This window comes from Roseomonas sp. KE0001 (assembly GCF_016107285.1).
Lineage (GTDB): Bacteria > Pseudomonadota > Alphaproteobacteria > Acetobacterales > Acetobacteraceae > Pseudoroseomonas.
In genome coordinates this window covers 157,989-172,825 of sequence record NZ_RCVQ01000005.1, presented here as the reverse complement: position 1 = coordinate 172,825, position 14,837 = coordinate 157,989, and the positions used below count along the sequence as shown (strand labels likewise).

Genomic DNA, 14,837 nt, shown 5'->3' with positions numbered 1-14,837 from the left:
GGCACAAGAGGACCTGAATGACCCTTGCCCCCTATCGCCGCGCCCTGCTGGCGGCCTGCGGCCTGAACCTCCTGCTGGCCACCGCCGCTCCGGCCCAGACGCCGGAGAAGGCCGGCCCGCTCCGGGTGGTCACGACCTTCACCATCCTTCAGGACATGGCTCAGGCCGTGGCGGGCGAGGCGGCCGTGGTGGACTCCATCACCCGCCCCGGCGCCGAGATCCATGACTATGAGCCGACGCCGCAGGACGTGGTGAAGGCGCAGAAGGCCGATCTGGTGCTGTGGAACGGCCTGGGCCTGGAACGCTGGTTCGAGCGCTTCTTCCAGCGCCTGGACGGTGTCCCTTCCGCCACCCTCAGCGAAGGCGTCGCGCCCATCGCCATCACCGAGGGGCCCTATCGCGGCCGCCCCAACCCGCATGCCTGGATGTCGCCGGCCAATGCGGCGATCTATGTCGAGAACATCCGCAAGGCCCTGTCGGCGGCCGATCCGGCCCGGGCCGCGACCTATGCCGCCAATGCCGCCCGGTACACCGCCGAGATCCGCGCCCTCGACGCGCCGATCCGCGAGCGCTTGGCGCGGATCCCCGAGCCGCAGCGCTGGCTGGTCAGCTGCGAGGGCGCCTTCTCCTACCTGGCGCGCGACTATGGCCTCCGGGAACTCTATCTCTGGCCGATCAACGCCGAGGAGGAGGGCACGCCCCGGCAGATCCGCCGGGCCGTGGACACCATTCGCCAGCACGCCATCCCGGCGCTGTTCTGCGAAAGCACGGTCAGCGACCGCGCCATGCGGCAGGTGGCGCGGGAGGCCGGCTCGCGCTTCGCCGGGACGCTGCACGTGGACAGCCTGACCGATGCGGGCGGCGAGGCGCCGACCTATCTGCGGCTGCTGGACTTCAACGCCAATGCCATCCTGGCCGGCTTCCGTGAGTGAGGCGCCGGCGGCCGGCCTCTGGCGGCGCCTTGGCCAGGCCCTGTCGGGCCGCCGCGCCACGCCGGGCGGGCCGCCGGGCCTTGTCGACCTGGTCGTGGAGGGGCTCGACGTGGCCTACGCCAATGGCCATGTGGCGCTGCGTGCGGCCGATCTGCGGCTACGGCGGCCCACCATCTGCGGCCTGCTCGGCGTCAACGGCGCGGGCAAGTCCACGCTCTTCAAGGCCATCATGGGCATGGTGACGCCGGCGGCCGGCTCGGTCCGCATCGGCAGGCTGGCGGTGCGGGAGGCGCAGCGCCGCAACTGGGTCGCCTACGTGCCGCAGAACGAGGAGGTGGACTGGTCCTTCCCCGTCTCGGTGCGGGATGTCGTCATGATGGGTCGCTACGGCTACATGAGCCGCCTCCGCATCCCCGCCGCCGCCGATCGCGCGGCGGTGCGCGCGGCGCTGGAGCGCGTCGGCATGGCGGATTTCGCCGGGCGGCAGATCGGCCAGCTTTCCGGCGGCCAGAAGAAGCGGGTCTTCCTGGCCCGCGCCCTGGCGCAGGACGGGCGGCTGATCCTGCTCGACGAGCCCTTCGGCGGGGTCGATGTCACCACGCAGGAGCAGATCATGGCCCTGCTGCGGGAGTTGCGGGAGGAGGGACGGATCATTCTGGTCTCCACCCATGACCTCGCCAGCGTGCCGCAGCTCTGTGACGAGGTGGCGCTGATCAAGGGCACCGTGCTGGCCGCCGGCCCGACCGGGGCGGTCTTCACCCGGGCCAATCTGGCGAGGGCCTTCGGCGCGGGCACGGCCGCGGGGACCGGCGGCGGCGCGGTGACGCTGCTGGCCGAGCCGGAGGGCGGCACGCTGGTGCTCGGCGAGGGGGGCGAGATCCTCGGCCGGCTGCAGCCCGTCGAGGCCCCGCTGGATGTCCCGGCGCATGGCTGAGGCGCTGCTGGTTCCCTTCGACTACGAGTACATGCGCAACGCCATGCTGGTCAGCGCGCTGGTCGGGCTGGTCTGCGGCCTGCTCTCCTGCTTCGTGGCGCTCAAGGGCTGGTCGCTGCTGGGCGACGCGCTGTCCCACGCCGTGGTGCCCGGCGTCGCGCTGGCCTGGATCCTCGGCCTGCCTTTCGCCCTCGGGGCCTTCGCCTCCGGCCTGCTGGCGGCGTGGTGCATGGGCTTCATCCGCCGCAACAGCCGCATCCGCGAGGATGCCGCCATCGGCATCGTCTTCACCGCATTCTTCGGCGCCGGGCTGGTGCTGCTGACGCTCTGGCCGAGCAACATCCGGCTGCAGACCATCATCTTCGGCAACGTGCTCGGCATCGACCCGGCCGACCTGACGCAGATGCTGCTGGTCACCCTCGGGGTGCTGCTGGTCCTGGCGCTGCGCGGGCGCGACCTGGTGCTCTGGGCCTTCGACCCGGTGCAGGCCCGGGCGATCGGGCTCGACACGCGGCTTCTGCAGGTGCTGCTGCTGGGCTCGGTCGCCGCGGTGGCCGTGGCGGCGATGGTGGCGGTCGGCGCGGTGCTGGTCATCGCCATGCTGGTCGCGCCCGGCGCCACGGCCTATCTGCTGACCGACCGCTTCGGCCGCATGCTGGCCCTGGCCGGCGGGATGGGCGCCGGCACCGCCTTCCTCGGCGCCTATGCCAGCTACTTCCTGGATGGCTCGACGGGCGGGCTGATCGTCAGCCTGCAGGCGCTGCTCTTCCTGCTGACGCTGCTCCTGGCGCCGCGCCACGGCCTGCTGGCCGGGCGCCGGGCGCGGCGGGCGGCCCTGGCGGAGGGTGGCGGGTGATGGACCTCCTGACCGCGCCCTTCGCGCACGGCTTCATGCTGGAGGCGCTCGGCATCGGCCTGCTGGTCGGCACCGCCTGCGCCCTGCTCTCCTGCTACATCGTGCTGAAAGGCTGGTCGCTGCTGGGCGACGCCGTCGCGCATGCCGTGCTGCCGGGCGTCGTCCTCGCCTCGGCCGCCGGCCTGCCCCTGGCGCTCGGCGCCTTCGCCGCCGGCATGGCTTGCGCGCTGGGCGCGGGCTTCGTGCAGTCGCACAGCCGGGTGAAGGAGGACACGGCGCTCGGCGTGGTCTTCACCGGCATGTTCGCGGCCGGGCTGGTGCTGCTCGCCTTCCTGACCACCGAGGCGCATGTCACGCACATCCTCTTCGGCAACATCCTGGGCATCGAGGCGGAGGACTTCTGGCAGACCCTGCTGGTGGGCGGCGCGACGCTGCTGCTGCTGGCCTTCAAGGGGCGGGACCTGATCCTCTTCTGCTTCGATGCCGGCCATGCCCGCAGCATCGGGCTGAACACCACGGCGCTGCGCTATCTCTTCCTGGCCCTGCTCTCGGCCGCGGTCGTGGCCGGGGTGCAGGCGGTGGGCGTGATCCTGGTGGTGGCGCTGCTGATCACGCCGGGCTGCATCGGCTATCTCCTGGCCGACCGGTTCGGCCGCATGGCGGCGATCAGCGTGGCCGCCGCGGCGGTCTCGGTCCTGGGCGGGTTGGCGGCCAGCTTCCATGTCAACGTCTCGCCGGCCGGCGCCATCGTCTGCCTGCTCTCGCTGCTCTTCGCCGTGGCGCTGCTGCTGGCGCCCCGGCACGGGCTGCTCGCCGCCCGCCGGGCGCGGCGCCGCGCCGCCGCGGTGCCGCGCTAGGCGGGCGCTATCCCGCCGCCGTCTCGCCCGGAAGCCCGCCCGGCACCACCTCCGCCAGGCCGAAGGCGGTGCCGGCGCCGGTCGCCATCGCCCGCCGGGTCGGTGCGAAGGAGCCGAGATCGACCACCACGGCGGCCTTGAGCCGTTCGGGGACGCGGTAGGGCCTGGGTTCCGCTTCCGGGTGAGGATCCGGGATCGGCGGAGAACCGCTGTGCGAACCCCTGCTCTTCATGTCCGGCCCGAAGACAAAGAAAAACGGCCCGCGGCAGGGCCGGGGCCGTCGGTCGGGGCTGCAGGCCGCCTGCCTCAGCGGGGGCCGGCCTCCTCCTCGTTCCGGGTTCGGGGTGTGAGGCTCAGCGCCTGCTCCAACCGGGGCAGCATCCGCTGCAGGCCCGCCAGGCGGTGGCTGGCGGAGGGCACGGCCTCGCCGCCCAGGGTACGCGCGATATGGTCGCGGCGAGCCTGCAGGGCGCTGCTCTTCAGCACGCGAAGATTGTCATTCATGCTCATGGAATTCCTCCATCCCTTGTTCTTGTCCACGGAAGATGTGCCGCCCGCCGGAGCCGGGCAAGGGCCAGCGGGGGCAGTTCAGACCTGCGCCTGATTCAGGCTGCGGCGGATGACGTCGGTGGTCTCGGCGAGAAAGCGCCGCGCGGTCCGTGGCAGTTCGGTGCGGCCGGACCAGAAGGCGTAGGCGATGGAGGGAATGGCCGGCTCGAAGGGCCGGACCGCCAGTTCGCGGGGTGCCCGGCGGGGCGAGAAGGGGTCCACCACCGAGGCGCCGAGCCCGGCCGCGGCCAGGGCGCAGGCGGTGTCGGCATAGCGGACCTCGGCGCGGAAGAGAAAGGGCTGTCGCGCCTCCAGGAAGGCCTGCCGCACCGCCGCCCCCATGCGGCGCCCTGCCTCCAGCGCGATGAAGGGATGCGCGGCCAGATCCGCCGGCCGCACCACCGGCAGCGCCGCCAGGGGATGCTCGGGGCGGCAGACGCAGACCATGCGGTCCTCCAGCAGCGGCTGCGCCGTCAGCCCCGGCCGGTGCTCCAGGCTCAGGCCGAAGCCGAGATCCGTGGCGCCGGCCTCGATCTGCCGCTGGATCTCGTCGAGATCGCGGACATCGAAGAAGATCCGCACCCGCGGATTGTGCCGCAGGAAGAGATCGAGCGCGCGGGGCAGGGCGTGGTGCCCGAGCGGGGGCGTGCTGAGAATGCGCAGCCGGGTGATGGTGTCGTCACGCAGGTCCTGCAGCTTCTGCTCCAGGGCCGTGTGGATGGTGAAGAGCGGCTCCGCCTCCTGCTGCAGCATGCGCGCGGCCTCGGTGGGAAAGAGGCGGTTGTTGACGCGCTCGAACAGGGCGAAGCCAAGCTGCGATTCCATCTGCTTCAGGGCCGCGCTGACGGCGGGCTGCGACATGCCGAGAACCCGCGCCGCGGCCATGGTGGTCTGGAAGCGGAGGACGGCGCGCAGGATCTCCAGTTGCCGCAGGGTCATCCCGAGCAGCTATAGGCGGTTTCCCGGCCCCCAGGGAGCCCCCCAGGGAGCCCCCCAGGGAGCCCCCCCAGGGAAGCCGCGCAGGGGGGAGGAGCCGGGATGCAGGTCGGGCCCTCAGGCGCTGGCCTGATCCAGCCGTGCGATATCCTCCGGCCGCAGGGTCAGCGATACGGCCCTGACCAGGCTTTCCAGCTGGGTCCGGCTGGTGGCGCTGGCGATCGGCGCCGTCACGCCCTCGCGCGCGATGAGCCAGGCGAGCGCCACCTCGGCCGGCCTGGCGCCGTGCCGCTCCGCCACCTCGTCCAGGGCCGCCAGGATGGCGAGGCCACGGGGGTTCAGATACTTGGTGATGCCCTGGCCACGCTGGCTCTGCCCGAGATCCGCCTCCGAGCGGTACTTGCCGGACAGGAAGCCGGAGGCGAGGCTGTAATAGGTGATGACCCCCAGGCCCTCGCGCAGCGCGAGGTCGCGCAGCGGGCCGTCGAAGCCCTCGCGGTCGTAGAGGTTGTACTGCGGCTGCAGCGTCTCGTAGCGCGGCAGGCCCTTGTCGCGCGCCGTGGCCAGGGCCTCGGCGAGCTGCCCGGCATCGAGGTTGGAGCAGCCGATGGCACGCACCTTGCCTTGCCGCAGCAGCGCGTCATAGGCGCCGAGCGTCTCCTCATAGGGGGTGCGCGGGTCCGGCCAATGGGACTGGTAGAGGTCGATCCGGTCGGTGTTGAGCCGGCGCAGCGAATCCTCCACCGCCTTGATGATCCAGCCGCGCGACAGGTCGCGGTGGCCCTGCCCCATGTCGGAGCCGACCTTGGTGAGCAGCAGCACCTTGTCGCGCTTGCCGGGATTGGCCCGCAGCCAGTTGCCGATGATGGTCTCGGACTCGCCGCCGCGGTTGCCGGGCGCCCAGGCGGAATAGACATCGGCCGTGTCGATGGCGTTCAGCCCGGCATCGACGAAGCCATCCAGCAACCCGAAGGAGGTCTTCTCGTCCACGGTCCAGCCGAAGACATTGCCGCCGAAGACGAGGGGGGCGATGTCGAGGCCGCTGCGGCCCAGCGCGCGTTTCTGCATGTCCATTCTCCACAGCTCGGCGGAGGAGCCTCCGCCAGACCCTGCGGCATGTGGGACGGCGGGCCGGCAAGTCCAGGCTGCGGCGGGGCCGTCGGCCGCGCCGGGCGGCCCAAGGGCAACCGAACGGACGATCAACGGGACGATATCGTGCTACCTCAGAAAACACCTTCCCTGGCCGTGCAAGGAGTGGAAGCATGGCGCCGCACCGGGCCAGGGCGCCCAGGAGGGGAGACAAGAATGACCGACCGGAAGCCGGAAACCCGGCACCCCGAGACCCTGGCCCTGCATGCGGGCTGGTGGCGGGACGAGGCCACCAAATCCGTGGCCGTGCCGATCTATCAGACCACCTCCTACCAGTTCGACGATGCCGGCCAGGCGGCGCGGCTCTTCGCCCTGCAGGAGCTGGGCAATATCTACACCCGCATCGGCAATCCGACGACCGACGTGCTGGAGCAGCGGGTCGCGGCGCTGGAAGGGGGCGTGGCGGCGCTGGCCCTGGCCTCCGGCCAGGCGGCCTCGGCGCTCTCGGTGCAGAACCTGGCCAGGGCCGGGGACAATATCGTCGCCTCCACCGATCTCTATGGCGGCACCTGGAATCTCTTCGCCAACACGCTGAAGGACCAGGGCATCGAGGTCCGCTTCGTCGATCCCGCCGATCCGGAGGGCTTCCACCGCGCGACGGACGACCGCACGCGTGCCTATTACGCCGAGGCCCTGCCCAATCCGAAGCTGGAGGTCTTCCCCATCGCCGAGGTCGCGGCCATCGGCCGGCCGCTCGGCATTCCGCTGATCGTGGACAACACCGCCGCGCCGCTGCTGATCCGCCCCTTCGAGCATGGCGCGGCGGTGGTGGTGCATTCGCTGACCAAGTTCATCGGCGGGCACGGCAGCAGCATCGGCGGCATCGTCGTCGATGGCGGCAATTTCGACTGGGCGGCGCACCCGGCGCGGCAGCCGGCGCTGCACCGGCCCGACCCCTCCTATCACGGCGCGCAATGGGTGGAGGCGGCCAGGCCGCTCGGCCCCATCGCCTATATCCTGAAGGCGCGCACCACCCTGCTGCGCGATCTCGGCCCGGCGCTCAGCCCCTTCAACGCCTTCCTGATCCTGCAGGGCATCGAGACCCTGCCCCTGCGCATCCGCGAGCACAGCCGCAATGCCAGCCTGGTGGCGGAGTTCCTGGCCGGGCGGCCGGAGGTGACGCGGGTGATCCATCCGGCGCATCACAAGGGTGTGGCGGCGGCGCGCACCGAGGCCTATCTCCGGCGCGGCCATGGCGGGCTGCTGGGCTTCGAGCTGGCCGGCGGAGCGGAGGCCGGGCGGCGCTTCATCGACGCGCTGCGCCTGTTCCACCATGTGGCCAATATCGGCGATGCCCGCAGCCTCGCCATCCATCCGGCCAGCACCACGCATTCGCAGCTCTCCGAGGCCGAGCAGCGGGCGACGGGCGTGACGCCGGGCTATGTGCGCCTCTCGGTCGGGCTGGAGCATCCGGACGACATCCTGGGCGACCTGCGCCAGGCGCTGGAGGCGGCCGGGCTGGGGTGAGGGCACGCGCCCCGCTTCAGGCGTGTTCCGGCGGGGCGTGTTCCGGCGGGGCGTGCTGCGGCGGGGCCGTGACCGGCGCCTCCAGCCGCGCGCGCAGTTCCGCCTCCCGCCGCCGCGCCTGGATCAGGTGCCGCTCGCGCACCGGCCCATAGCCCCGGATAAGCTGCGGGATGGCGGCCAGCTCCACCGCCACGGCATGGCAGGCCGGGTTCAACCGGGCGCAGAGCCCGGCGATGGTGGCCTCGTATTCCCGGAGCAGCGCCCGGTCGCGGCGGCGCTCGGCCGTGTGCCCGAAGGGGTCGAGCCAGCCTCCGCGCAGCCGGCGGGCGCGCGCCAGCCCCCGCAGCACGGGCAGGATCCAGGGGCCGAAGGCGCGCTTGCGTGGCTCGCCCGTGCGCGGATCGCGCCGGGAGAGCAGGGGCGGGGCGAGATGGAAGACCGGCCGCGCCTCGCCCTCGAAGCCCTCCCGCACCCGTTCGAGGAAGCCCTCCGCCGTGTGCAGGCGGGCCACCTCGTATTCGTCCTTGTAGGCCATGAGTTTGTAGAGGTTGCGCGCCACGGCCTCGGCGAAGCCGCCGAGCCCCGGGGCGCGTTCCGCCTCCGCGCGGCGCGCCCGCTCCACCAGGGCGGCGTAGCGCGCGGCATAGGCGGCATCCTGATAGGCGGTGAGGTCGGCGACGCGGCGGGCCACGATCTCCTCCAGGCCCCGCTCCAGGGCCGGCGGGGTGGCGCCGGGGCCGGCCGCCTGCCGGACGGCGGCCAGGTCCAGCGCGGCGCGGCGGCCCCAGGCGAAGGCGGCGAGGTTCATCTCCACCGCCGCGCCATTCATGCGGATGGCCTGGCGCAGCGCCTCCCCGCCCACCGGCAGCAGGCCCTGCTGCCAGGCATAGCCGAGCAGGAAGAGGTTGGTGGCGATGGCCTCGCCGAGCAGGCCGGTGGCCAGGGGCGTCGCCGCCAGGAAGCTGGCGCCGCCCGGGCCGCAGGCGGCGGCGATGCGCCGCTCCATCTCGGCGGCGGGCAGGCGCGGGTCGGGCTGGCCGGCGGCATCGCCGCTGCGCGCCTGGGCGGCGAAGCCGCGCACCATGTCGCTGGTCGCCTGCTCATGCGCGTTGACCACGGCGCGGGTGTGGCCCGACCGCATCTTCAGCAGGCTGTCCGGCGCTGCGGTCACCACCAGATCGCAGCCCAGCACCAGCCGCGCCTCGCCGGCGGCGATGCGGGAGGCATGCAGCTGCTCCTGCCGCGCGGCCAGGCGCAGGTGCGACCAGACCGGCCCGCCCTTCTGCGCCAGCCCGGCCATGTCGAGCGCCGTCGCGGCCTTGCCCTCCAGCGCGGCCGCCGTGCCGATCAGCGCGCCGATGGTGATGACGCCGGTGCCGCCGATGCCGGTGACAAGGATGCCATAGGGCCGGTCCAGGGACGGCAGGGCGGGTTCGGGCAGCCCGGCATCGGGCGCCTGGAGCGCGGCGGGGCGCGGCCGGGGCCGACCGCCCTCGATGGTGACGAAGCTCGGGCAGAAGCCCTCCAGGCAGGAGAAGTCCTTGTTGCAGGCCGACTGGTCGATGGCCCGCTTGCGGCCGAACTCGGTCTCCACCGGCACCACGGCGAGGCAGTTGGACTTGGCGCTGCAATCGCCACAACCCTCGCAGACGCGGTCGTTGATGAAGACGCGCCGCGCCGGGTCGGGCAGCAGGCCGCGCTTGCGGCGGCGGCGCTTCTCGGCCGCGCAGGTCTGGTCGAAGATCAGCACCGTGGTGCCCGGGGTCTCGCGCAGCTCACGCTGCACCCGGTCCAGCTCCCGCCGGTGCAGGACGGGGATGCCGGCCGGCAGGTCCGAGCCGGCATGGCGCTCCGGCTGCTCGGCCAGCACGACGACGCGCGCCACCCCTTCCGCCGCCACCTGCCGGGCGATCCGTGCCACGCTGGGTTGGCCCTCGACAGGCTGGCCGCCGGTCATCGCCACGGCATCGTTGTAGAGGATCTTGTAGGTGATGTTGACGCGGGCGGCGACCGCCTGGCGGATCGCCAAGATGCCGGAATGCGCATAGGTCCCGTCGCCCAGATTGGCGAAGACATGCCGCGTCCCGGTGAAGGGCGCCTGTCCGATCCAGGCCACGCCCTCGCCGCCCATCTGGCTGAAGGTCTGGGTCTGCTCGGGGTTCATCCAGAGCGCCATGTAGTGGCAGCCGATGCCGGCCAAAGCGCGGCTGCCCTCGGGCACACGGGTCGAGCTGTTGTGCGGGCAGCCGGGGCAGTAATGCGGCAGGCGCTGCGCCGCCGCGGCGGGGGGCGGGGCGTCCTGCGCCTCCAGCCGCGCCAGCGCCGCGCGCAGCCCGGCATCCTCGCGCATCCGCAGCAGGCGGCGGGCGATGACGCGGGCGACGAGCCCGGCGGAAAGCTCGCCGGCGGCGGGGAGCTGCCAGTCATGCACCGGCAGGTCCCATTCGCCCTGGTCGTTGAACTTGCCGACGACGCGCGGCCGCACGTCCTGCCGCCAGTTGTAGAGCTGCTCCTTAAGCTGATACTCGATGAGCTGGCGCTTCTCCTCGACGACCAGGATCTCCTCCAGCCCCTCGGCGAAATGCCGCGTCCCCTCGGCATCGAGCGGCCAGGGCATGCCGACCTTGAACAGGCGGATGCCGGCCGCGGCGGCCGCGCCGTCATCGAGGCCCAGCAGCTCCAGCGCCTGGCGCACGTCGAGGTAGGACTTGCCGGTGCTGGCGATGCCGAGACGGGCGCGGGGGCTGTCGAGCACCACGCGGTTCAGCCCGTTCAGCCGGGCATAGGCCATGGCGGCATAGGCCTTGTAGCGCTGCAGCCGCATCTCCTGCGCCATCGGCGTGTCGGGCCAGCGGATGTTGAGCCCGTCCGGCGGCAGGGCGAAGTCGCCGGGGAAGAGTGTCTCGACCGCCATCGGGTCGAGGCGCACGGCGGCCGAGGTCTCGACCGTATCGGCCACCGCCTTCATCGCCACCCAGCAGCCCGACCAGCGCGACATGGCCCAGCCATGCAGGCCGAACTCGATCAGCTCCTGCACGCCCGAGGGGTTCAGCACCGGGATCATGGCCGCGGCGAAGATATGGTCGCTCTGATGCGGCAGGGTCGAGGACTTCGCGCCGTGATCGTCGCCGACCACCGCCAGCACGCCGCCATGGCGCGCCGTGCCGGCGGCGTTGGCGTGCTTGAACACGTCCATGCTGCGGTCGGCGCCCGGCCCCTTGCCGTACCAGAGGGCGAAGACGCCGTCATGCCGCGCGTCCGGAAAGAGCCCGACCTGCTGCGACCCCCAGACGGCGGTGGCCGCGAGATCCTCGTTCAGGCCGGGCTGGAAGGTGATCCGCTCGGCCGCCAGGGCCTCGGCCTCCTTCCAGAGCGCCTGATCCAGCCCGCCGAGGGGCGAGCCGCGATAGCCGGAGACGAAGCCCGCCGTGTTCAGCCCGGCGGCGGCATCGCGCCGCCGCTGCAGCAGCGGCAGGCGGGCCAGGGCCTGGATTCCGGGGAGGTAGAGCAGCGGCGTGGCCTCGGCCCGCCGCAGGGGCATGTCGGGCATTCGTCGGACCTTCCCTGTCGGCCGCCGGAAGGCGAGGCTGGCGGCGGGGCCGGAGGGTCTGTCGCCCCGCCTGGCCTATGCCGCAGCATAACGGGGCGGCGGCGGAAGAGGCTTCCGAAACCATACGGGAACCACCCTGGCAGGGGAATCATCCCCCGAAGGAGGGCGTATCCTCGGAATGATCATCCGATATTGCGCTGCAACACGGAAAATCCTGCTGCCATACGCCGGCGCGGTCGATCTGGAACGGCCGTCGCGCTGCGGCGTTGAATCGAGCGGACGCCCGGTGTCTCGCCGGGTGGAAGGAGCATCATGGCCAACAATCCCCGCTACAACACGGCCCGGCCGGACAATGTCGGCCCGCACGACCCGAACGAGGACCAGACCGACCCCAAGGCGCCGAAGCGGCGCCCGGAAGAGGCCTACAAGAACGAGACCGAAGGTCAGGCGGCCGCGGTCATCCCCCCCAAGGGCAAATCCGGCGACTGAGGGGCGGCTCAGGCCACGCCGCTGCGCAGCAGGTCATGCAGGTGGATGATGCCGGCCGGCCTGTCGCCTTCCATGACGAAAAGGCTGGTGATCCGCAGCCGGTTCATCAGTGCCAGCGCCTCCTGCGCCAGCAGGTCGGGCGCCACGGTGCGGGGGCTGGGCGTCATTACCTCCCGCACCGGGCGGTCCACGAAGGCGGCCTCGAAGGCGCGGCGGACGTCGCCATCGGTCACCACGCCGATCAGGCGGCCGGCCTTGTCCACCACGCCGGTGATGCCGAAGCGCTTGCCGGTCATCTCGACGATGGCCTGGGAGAGGCTGGCATCGTCCGGCACCAGCGGCACGCTGCTGCCGCCATGCATCATGTCGCGCAGCTTGCGAAGCTGCGAGCCCAGCTTGCCGCCCGGATGGAACTGGCGGAAATCCGTCGCGGTGAAGCCGCGCAGCGACAGCAGGGCCACGGCCAGGGCGTCGCCGATCGCCATCTGCATGGTGGTGGAGGTGGTCGGCGCCAGGCCGTTGGGGCAGGCCTCCGGCATCACCGGCAGGATCAGCGCCACATCCGCCGCGCTGCCCAGCGCGCTGTGGGCGGAGGAGGTGATGGCGATGAGCTTCACCCCGAAGCGGCGCGTGTAGGCGACGATATCCGACAGCTCCGGCGCCTCGCCCGACCAGGACAGGGCGATCACCACATCCTCGTTGCGGATGATGCCGAGATCGCCGTGGCTGGCCTCGCCCGGGTGCACGAAATAGGCCGGCGTGCCGGTGGAGGCGAGGGTGGCGGCGATCTTGCGCCCCACATGGCCGGACTTACCCATGCCGGTCAGGACGACGCGGCCCTCGGCGGCCAGGATCAGCCGGGTGGCCTCGTCCAGCCGGCTGCCCAGCGCCGCCGCCCCTTCCTGGCCGAGTGCGGCGCGCAGCGCGGCGAGCCCCTCGATCTCCAGCTCCACGGTACGGCGGGCCGCCGAGAGGGCGGTTCCGGCGGCGGGGGTGGCCAGGGTCATCCTGTCGCGGTCCTCATGCAGGGGCGGGGCCGGCTGCCATAGCAGAAATGCCGACAGTGGGTACAGACGGGGAGGGCGGAGCTGGCATGTTGCCTGGCGATGAGAATGACACTAAGAATCATTCTCATAATTTCCAGGCAAGGAGTCCTCGCCCATGGCGCTGCTGGAGGTCAGGGATCTCACCGTCCGCTTCGACACCGGGGAAGGCACCGTCCATGCGGTGAATGGCGTCAGCTACGACCTGGAGGCGGGCGAGACCCTCGGCGTCGTCGGCGAGAGCGGCAGCGGCAAGAGCGTGCATGTCCTGGCCATGCTGGGCCTCATCCCGAAGCCTCCCGGCCGCATCGCCGGCGGCAGCGTGCGCTTCGACGGGCGCGAGCTGCTGACCCTCTCGGAGCGCGAGCTGCGCAAGCTGCGCGGGCGCGAGATCGGCATCATCTTCCAGGACCCGATGACCTCGCTGAACCCGGTGCTGACCGTGGGCACGCAGATCACCGAGGCGCTGGTGACGCACGGGCTGATGTCCCGGCGTCAGGCCCTGGAACGCGCCGTCGCGCTGCTCGACCTGGTCGGCATCCCCGAGCCGCGCAAGCGCGTGACGCAGTATCCGCACCAGTTCTCGGGTGGCATGCGGCAGCGCGCCATGATCGCCATCGGCATCGCCTGCGAGCCCAAGCTGCTGATCGCCGATGAGCCGACCACCGCGCTCGACGTGACGGTGCAGGGCCAGGTGCTCGACCTGATGCGCGACCTGAAGAAGAAGCTCGGCATGGCGATGATCTGGATCACGCACGACATGGGCGTGGTCGCCGGCATCGCCGACACGGTGCAGGTCATGTATGGCGGCCGCGTGCAGGAGCGCGGCCCGGTCCGCGCCGTCTTCAACGACACGCGCAGCGCCTATACCTGGGGCCTGCTGCGCTCCCTGCCCGACCACGAGATGCCGATCGCGGCCGAGGGCGAGCGCGTCGCCGTGGTGGCGACGGAACGCCAGCGCCTCTACCAGATCCCCGGCCAGCCGCCGGATCTCTTCCAGCCGCCGGTGGGCGATCCCTTCGCGCCACGCAACCCCTTCGCGACCAAGCGCTGCCTGACCGAGGTGCCCCCGCTGGTGCAGGCGCCGGGCGCGGTGCCCGGCCATCTCGTCGCCGCCTGGTACGACCTCCGCGCCCAACGGGAGAAGGCCGCATGAACGCGATTGCCCCCAAGCCGATCCTGGCGGTCGAGGGCCTGACCCGGCACTTCGACACCGCGCACAACCTCTGGGGCCGCCCGACCCACACGGTGAAGGCGGTGGACGGCATCAGCTTCACCGTGGCGCCGGGCGAGACGCTGGGCCTGGTCGGCGAATCCGGCTCGGGCAAGAGCACGACGGGCCGCCTGGTGCTGCGGCTGGAGAAGCCCACCGCCGGCCGTATCGTCTTCGAGGGCGAGGACATCACCGGCCTGAAGACGCACCAGCTCATCAAGGTGCGCAAGAAGCTGCAGGTGGTGTTCCAGGACCCCTACTCCTCGCTCAATCCGCGCATGCGGGTGGGAGAGAGCGTCGGCGAGCCCCTGCGCGTGCATGGGGTGGTGCGGGGCGGCGCCGAGCAGCGCGACCGTGTGGCGGAGCTCTTCCGGCGTGTCGGCCTCGACCCGCGCTTCATGGACCGCTTCCCCCACCAGTTCTCCGGCGGTCAGCGGCAGCGCATCGGCATCGCCCGCGCCATCGCGCTCGGCCCGAAGCTGATCGTGGCGGACGAGCCGATCACCGCGCTCGACGTCTCGATCCAGGCGCAGATCATCAACCTCTTCCTCGATCTGCAGGAGGAGATGGGCATGGCCTATCTGTTCATCGCCCATGACCTCGGCATGGTGCGCTATCTCTGCCACCGGGTGGCGGTGATGCTGCGCGGCCGTATCGTCGAGATGGGACCGACCGCCGAGGTCTTCGCCAACCCGACCCATCCCTATACCCGCGCCCTGATCTCGGCGGCGCCGATCCCGGACCCGGACCGCGAGGCGGCCCGCCGGCGCCTGCCCTACGAGCCTTCGCCGCCGCCGCCCGAGGCGGAGCTCCGCGAGGTGTCGGCGGGGCATTTCGCCCTGGTGTGAGGCGGGCGGGCGGC

General features: G+C 72.0%; 14 protein-coding genes. 8 read left to right on the top strand and 6 right to left on the bottom strand.

The features are described from left to right. Positions 1-17 precede the first annotated feature (17 nt). The 4 genes from D9598_RS11900 to D9598_RS11885 are packed head-to-tail and all read left to right on the top strand — an operon-like array spanning position 18 to position 3,579. The gene (locus D9598_RS11900; protein ID WP_198366731.1) at positions 18-932 is read left to right on the top strand and encodes a metal ABC transporter substrate-binding protein; all 915 of its coding nucleotides are present in this window, start codon (positions 18-20) and stop codon (positions 930-932) included. Beyond that, on the top strand, positions 925-1,866 hold the full coding sequence (locus tag D9598_RS11895) for a metal ABC transporter ATP-binding protein (RefSeq protein ID WP_370592004.1): 942 nt from the start codon (positions 925-927) through the stop codon (positions 1,864-1,866). Before D9598_RS11900 ends, D9598_RS11895 begins: the two co-directional genes overlap by 8 nt. Then, a complete protein-coding gene (locus tag D9598_RS11890) occupies positions 1,859-2,722 on the top strand; it encodes a metal ABC transporter permease (protein WP_198366729.1) in 864 nt (287 codons plus the stop codon). The genes D9598_RS11895 and D9598_RS11890 overlap by 8 nt, the downstream gene beginning before the upstream one ends. Further along, positions 2,722-3,579 carry a metal ABC transporter permease gene (locus D9598_RS11885; RefSeq protein WP_198366728.1) on the top strand — a complete coding sequence of 286 codons (858 nt, stop codon included), beginning with the start codon at positions 2,722-2,724 and terminating at the stop codon, positions 3,577-3,579. Before D9598_RS11890 ends, D9598_RS11885 begins: the two co-directional genes overlap by 1 nt. Before the next feature lie 7 nt (positions 3,580-3,586). On the opposite strand, the gene D9598_RS21375 is transcribed toward D9598_RS11885, so the two are convergent. The 4 genes from D9598_RS21375 to D9598_RS11870 all read right to left on the bottom strand — a co-directional run bounded on the left by D9598_RS21375 (position 3,587) and on the right by D9598_RS11870 (position 6,132). Continuing rightward, positions 3,587-3,709, bottom strand: a complete 123-nt coding sequence (locus tag D9598_RS21375) for a hypothetical protein (protein ID WP_255528740.1) — start codon at positions 3,707-3,709, stop codon at positions 3,587-3,589. A gap of 176 nt (positions 3,710-3,885) precedes the next feature. Next, entirely contained in the window at positions 3,886-4,089 is a 204-nt protein-coding gene (locus tag D9598_RS11880) for a hypothetical protein (RefSeq protein ID WP_198366727.1), read from the bottom strand. Positions 4,090-4,167: 78 nt separating this feature from the next. After that, the gene (locus tag D9598_RS11875) at positions 4,168-5,067 is read right to left on the bottom strand and encodes a LysR family transcriptional regulator (RefSeq protein WP_198366726.1); all 900 of its coding nucleotides are present in this window, start codon (positions 5,065-5,067) and stop codon (positions 4,168-4,170) included. A 114-nt stretch (positions 5,068-5,181) separates the two neighbouring features. Beyond that, positions 5,182-6,132, bottom strand: coding sequence for an aldo/keto reductase (locus D9598_RS11870; RefSeq protein ID WP_198366725.1), 951 nt, complete (start codon positions 6,130-6,132; stop codon positions 5,182-5,184). Between the two features lie 237 nt (positions 6,133-6,369). Between D9598_RS11870 and D9598_RS11865 the strand changes: the two genes are divergently transcribed. Then, the gene (locus D9598_RS11865; RefSeq protein WP_198366724.1) at positions 6,370-7,680 is read left to right on the top strand and encodes an O-acetylhomoserine aminocarboxypropyltransferase/cysteine synthase family protein; all 1,311 of its coding nucleotides are present in this window, start codon (positions 6,370-6,372) and stop codon (positions 7,678-7,680) included. Between the two features lie 16 nt (positions 7,681-7,696). Here D9598_RS11865 and D9598_RS11860 read toward each other — a convergent pair whose 3' ends face one another. Beyond that, positions 7,697-11,230, bottom strand: a complete 3,534-nt coding sequence (locus tag D9598_RS11860) for an indolepyruvate ferredoxin oxidoreductase family protein (protein ID WP_198366723.1) — start codon at positions 11,228-11,230, stop codon at positions 7,697-7,699. Positions 11,231-11,542: 312 nt separating this feature from the next. Here D9598_RS11860 and D9598_RS11855 point away from each other — a divergent pair, with 312 nt between their 5' ends. Then, positions 11,543-11,719, top strand: coding sequence for a hypothetical protein (locus D9598_RS11855; protein ID WP_198366722.1), 177 nt, complete (start codon positions 11,543-11,545; stop codon positions 11,717-11,719). 8 nt (positions 11,720-11,727) lie between these two features. On the opposite strand, the gene D9598_RS11850 is transcribed toward D9598_RS11855, so the two are convergent. Then, complete coding sequence (locus tag D9598_RS11850; protein WP_198366721.1) at positions 11,728-12,726, bottom strand: SIS domain-containing protein; 999 nt, start codon at positions 12,724-12,726, stop codon at positions 11,728-11,730. Positions 12,727-12,880: 154 nt separating this feature from the next. Here D9598_RS11850 and D9598_RS11845 point away from each other — a divergent pair, with 154 nt between their 5' ends. Together D9598_RS11845 and D9598_RS11840 are read left to right on the top strand one after the other, a co-directional pair. Then, positions 12,881-13,918, top strand: a complete 1,038-nt coding sequence (locus D9598_RS11845) for an ABC transporter ATP-binding protein (protein WP_198366720.1) — start codon at positions 12,881-12,883, stop codon at positions 13,916-13,918. Next, the gene (locus D9598_RS11840) at positions 13,915-14,823 is read left to right on the top strand and encodes an ABC transporter ATP-binding protein (protein WP_198366719.1); all 909 of its coding nucleotides are present in this window, start codon (positions 13,915-13,917) and stop codon (positions 14,821-14,823) included. Before D9598_RS11845 ends, D9598_RS11840 begins: the two co-directional genes overlap by 4 nt. The last annotated feature ends 14 nt before the right edge of the window (positions 14,824-14,837 follow it).